At 68.9% G+C, this 3,441-nt stretch carries 3 protein-coding genes and 1 pseudogene; 3 read left to right on the top strand and 1 reads right to left on the bottom strand.

Going from position 1 to position 3,441, the window contains the following annotated elements:
* Window positions 1-94, bottom strand: a pseudogene (locus AAG801_RS41100) (IS5/IS1182 family transposase); the annotation flags it as partial.
* A gap of 99 nt (window positions 95-193) precedes the next feature.
* Here AAG801_RS41100 and AAG801_RS41095 point away from each other — a divergent pair.
* The 3 genes from AAG801_RS41095 to AAG801_RS41085 all read left to right on the top strand — a co-directional run bounded on the left by AAG801_RS41095 (window position 194) and on the right by AAG801_RS41085 (window position 3,379).
* Window positions 194-1,618, top strand: a complete 1,425-nt coding sequence (locus tag AAG801_RS41095) for an esterase-like activity of phytase family protein (RefSeq protein ID WP_341893630.1) — start codon at window positions 194-196, stop codon at window positions 1,616-1,618.
* Between the two features lie 139 nt (window positions 1,619-1,757).
* Entirely contained in the window at window positions 1,758-2,180 is a 423-nt protein-coding gene (gene gspG / locus AAG801_RS41090) for a type II secretion system major pseudopilin GspG (protein ID WP_341893629.1), read from the top strand.
* 5 nt (window positions 2,181-2,185) lie between these two features.
* Window positions 2,186-3,379, top strand: a complete 1,194-nt coding sequence (locus AAG801_RS41085; RefSeq protein WP_341893628.1) for a type II secretion system F family protein — start codon at window positions 2,186-2,188, stop codon at window positions 3,377-3,379.
* The last annotated feature ends 62 nt before the right edge of the window (window positions 3,380-3,441 follow it).

Below are 3,441 nucleotides of genomic sequence, written 5' to 3'. Positions count from 1 at the left end.
CGTTGAGCACCTGCAGATTCGACAAGCTGACGTTGCCTCGCTGCCGAGGCAGGCAGTGCTCGATCTGGGCGAATTGCGCTGCAGTGATCTCCATCGACACAGTGTCAATGCAGAACGACCGCTGCGCAATTAGTGTTAACAGGCCCTAGCGTCGTGTGATTTGCTTCCACCGCCATTTCCGAGGAATCGCATCTTGAAGAAGACTCTCACCGCCCTTGCGATCAGCGCGCTGTGCAGCGCGGCCGCAGCGCAGACCGTCTCGCCCGCCGCGTTCGTCAACGGCATCGCCATCGACGGCGGCTCGACTGACCTCAGCGCAGGCACGCCGGCCGAGCGCCGCCTCGGCTTCTTCTCCGATCTCTACTACGACCCGAACCGCAACGAGTGGTGGGGCCTGTCCGACCGCGGCCCGGGCGGCGGCCTGCTGTCCTACGAAACGCGCCTGCAACGCTTCACGCTCGACGTGGACCGCAGCACCGGCGCGATCAGCGGCTTCCAGGTGCAGCAGACGGTTCGCTTCAGCAGTGGCTCCGGCAGCCTCAACGGGCTGGCGCCTGCGAATCCTTCAGTGCTCGGCAACTCGTTCGATCCCGAAGGCATGGTGATCAACCCGGTCACCGGCAACATCCTCGTCTCCGACGAGTACGGCCCGTCGGTCTACGAGTTCAACCGCGGCGGCCAGCTGGTGCGCCAGTACACGATCCCGGACAACCTCGTGCCGCGCGCCGGCAGCACGGCGAACTACAACGCCGCGCCGCCGACGCTGACGTCCGGCCGCGAGGGCAACCGCGGCTTCGAAGGCCTGGCCATCAGCCCTGACGGCCGCTACGCCTACGCGATGCTGCAGAACGGCACCATCCAGGACGGCTGGACCTCGTCGTCGCGCGGGCAGTACACACGCATCGTCAAGTTCGACACCGAGACCGGCCTGGCGGTTGCTCAATACGCCTACCAGCTCGACCGTGCCGGCCAGGGGCAGGGCATCTCGGCGATCGTGGCTCTGGGCAACGACAAGTTCCTGGTGCTCGAGCGCAACAACCGCGGCGTTGGTGTCGGCGCCACGCTGGCCACCGCCGACAAGTCGGTCTACCAGATCGACCTGAGCACGGCCGTCGATGTCACCGACGTGGATCTTCCGGCCAGCGGCAGCTTCGCCGGTGCGGTGGTCAAGGGCAGCAAGGTGATCGACCTCGACGCCGCCACGCTCGCCGCGCTGGGCGGGCGCTCGCCGGAGAAGTGGGAAGGCCTGGCCATCGGTCCGCAATTGGCAGACGGCCGCTACCTCGTGCTCACCGGCACCGACAATGACTACAGCGTGACGCAGAGCGGCAGCGGCACGCAGTACGACGTCTATTTCCGCTTCAGCGACGCCGACCCCTACGCCGGCTCGATTCAGTGCCCGATCGGCCAGACCAGCGGCTGCTTCTTCACCACCGGCGGGGCCACGACGACGCTGACCGGCGAGTACGCGCTGCTGCCCGGCGTGTTGCACAGCTACGCCACCAGCATCACCGGCTACGTGACGCCGGTGCCCGAGCCGGGCGCCCTGGCGCTGGCCGTGGCCGGGCTGGGACTGATCGGCAGCCTGGTGCGCCTTCGCGACCGCAAGGCGGGCTGAACGCGGCGTAGTCCGAACGGATCATGGCAAATGATCCGTTCGGAACCTGTCTTCACGCGAGAGTCATCGGCGGCAGATAGCCTGCTCTGCAGACAGGGGCGGCATGTCGCCGTCCCTTGCCGCGAACTCCATCCCACCGATGCAACCGATACTCGCCCGCGGCGCTCGCGGCTTCACGCTTCTCGAACTGCTCGTCGTGATGGTCATCATCGGCCTGCTGGCGGGCTATGTCGGCCCGCGCCTGTTTGCGCAGATCGGCAAGTCAGAGGTGAAGGTGGCGCGCGCGCAGATCGACGGCCTGCAGAAGGCGCTCGACCAGTACCGGCTCGACGCCGGCCGCTACCCGGACAGTGCGCAGGGCCTGGCCGCGCTGCGCGTCAGGCCGGCCGACGAGCCGAAGTGGGCCGGCCCCTACCTGACCAAGGCCGTGCCCAAGGACCCCTGGGGCCACGACTACATCTACCGCAGTCCCGGCGAGCATGGTGAGTTCGATCTCTCGACCCAGGGTCGCGACGGGCGCCCCGGCGGCGAGGGCGAGGATGCCGACATCGGCAACTGGTGACACCAATGCCGACCTTCGAGGTTCGTTGCCTGCAAGCCGACGGCGTCGTCTCGCGCCGTGTCGAAGCGCCGGATGCGCAGGCCGTGGCGGCCTTGCTCGGGCTGCCGCCGCACCAGGTGCTCGGTGTCGAGCCGCTCAGAGTGGCGAACGAATCCTCCGGCAGCCGGCGGGCCGAGCGCTTTCCACTGCGCCTGTTCAGCAAGGAACTGTCGGTGCTGCTGGCCGCCGGCATTCCGCTGCTGGAGGCGGTGGTCACGCTGCGCGAGAAGGAGGACTCGCCTGCCACTGCGGCAGCCCTGGCCGCCGTCGAGGCGAGCCTGCAGGCCGGCGAGTCCTTCTCGGCGGCGCTGGCGGTGCGGCCCGAGGCCTTCGATGCCCTGTTCATCGCGGTGGTTTCCTCCGCCGAGCGCACCGGCCAGTTGCAGGATGCCCTGCGAGCTCACTCCGACTACCTGGCCTGGGTGGAGACGCTGCGCGACCGGCTGGTCAGCGCGAGTGTCTACCCGTTGTTGCTGCTGTACGCGGGCGCTGCGGTGGTGCTGTTCCTGCTCGTCTACGTGGTGCCGCGCTTCGCCGGCCTGCTGGATGGTGTCGATGGTGACGTACCGGCCGCTTCGCGCGCGCTACTGGCGATCGGGCAGTGGACCGGCACGCACCCGTGGTCCAGCGCGGCGATTGCAGTCGCGCTGATGGCCTCGCCCTGGGCGGCATGGCAACAGCCGCTGCTGCGCGAAAGGTTGCTCGGCCTGGCATGGTCGGTGCCGCTGCTCTCGGCCCGCCTGCGGCTGCTCGCGCTGGCACGCCTGTATCGCACGCTGAGCATGCTGCTTGCCGCCGGCGTGCCCGCCGTGGCGGCGCTGCGCACCGCACGCGGCGTGATCGCTCCGCATCTGCGCGCCTCGCTCGATGCGGCGACGGCCGGGGTCGAGCAGGGCCAGCGCCTGTCGGATGCCTTGCTCGCGCAGGGGCTGACCACGCCGGTGTCGGTGCGCATGGTGCGTGTGGGCGAGCGCAGCGGCAGCGTCGGTGCGATGTTCGGCGAGGCGGCCGCCTTCTACGACGAGGAACTGACCCGGCTCACCGAAGTGGTCACGCGGCTGATCAGCCCGCTGCTGATGCTGCTGATGGGCGGCGTGATCGGCACGGTGGTCGTGCTCATGTACCTGCCCATCTTCCAGCTGATGGAGTCGGTGCAATGAGCGCCGCGCCGGGCCGCCCCAAGCAAGCGAATGTCCCCACGGGGGACCGGCGTCGGCGCGCC

Source organism: Variovorax sp. YR752, from assembly GCF_943372545.1.
This window is presented reverse-complemented; position numbering and strand designations above follow the sequence as displayed.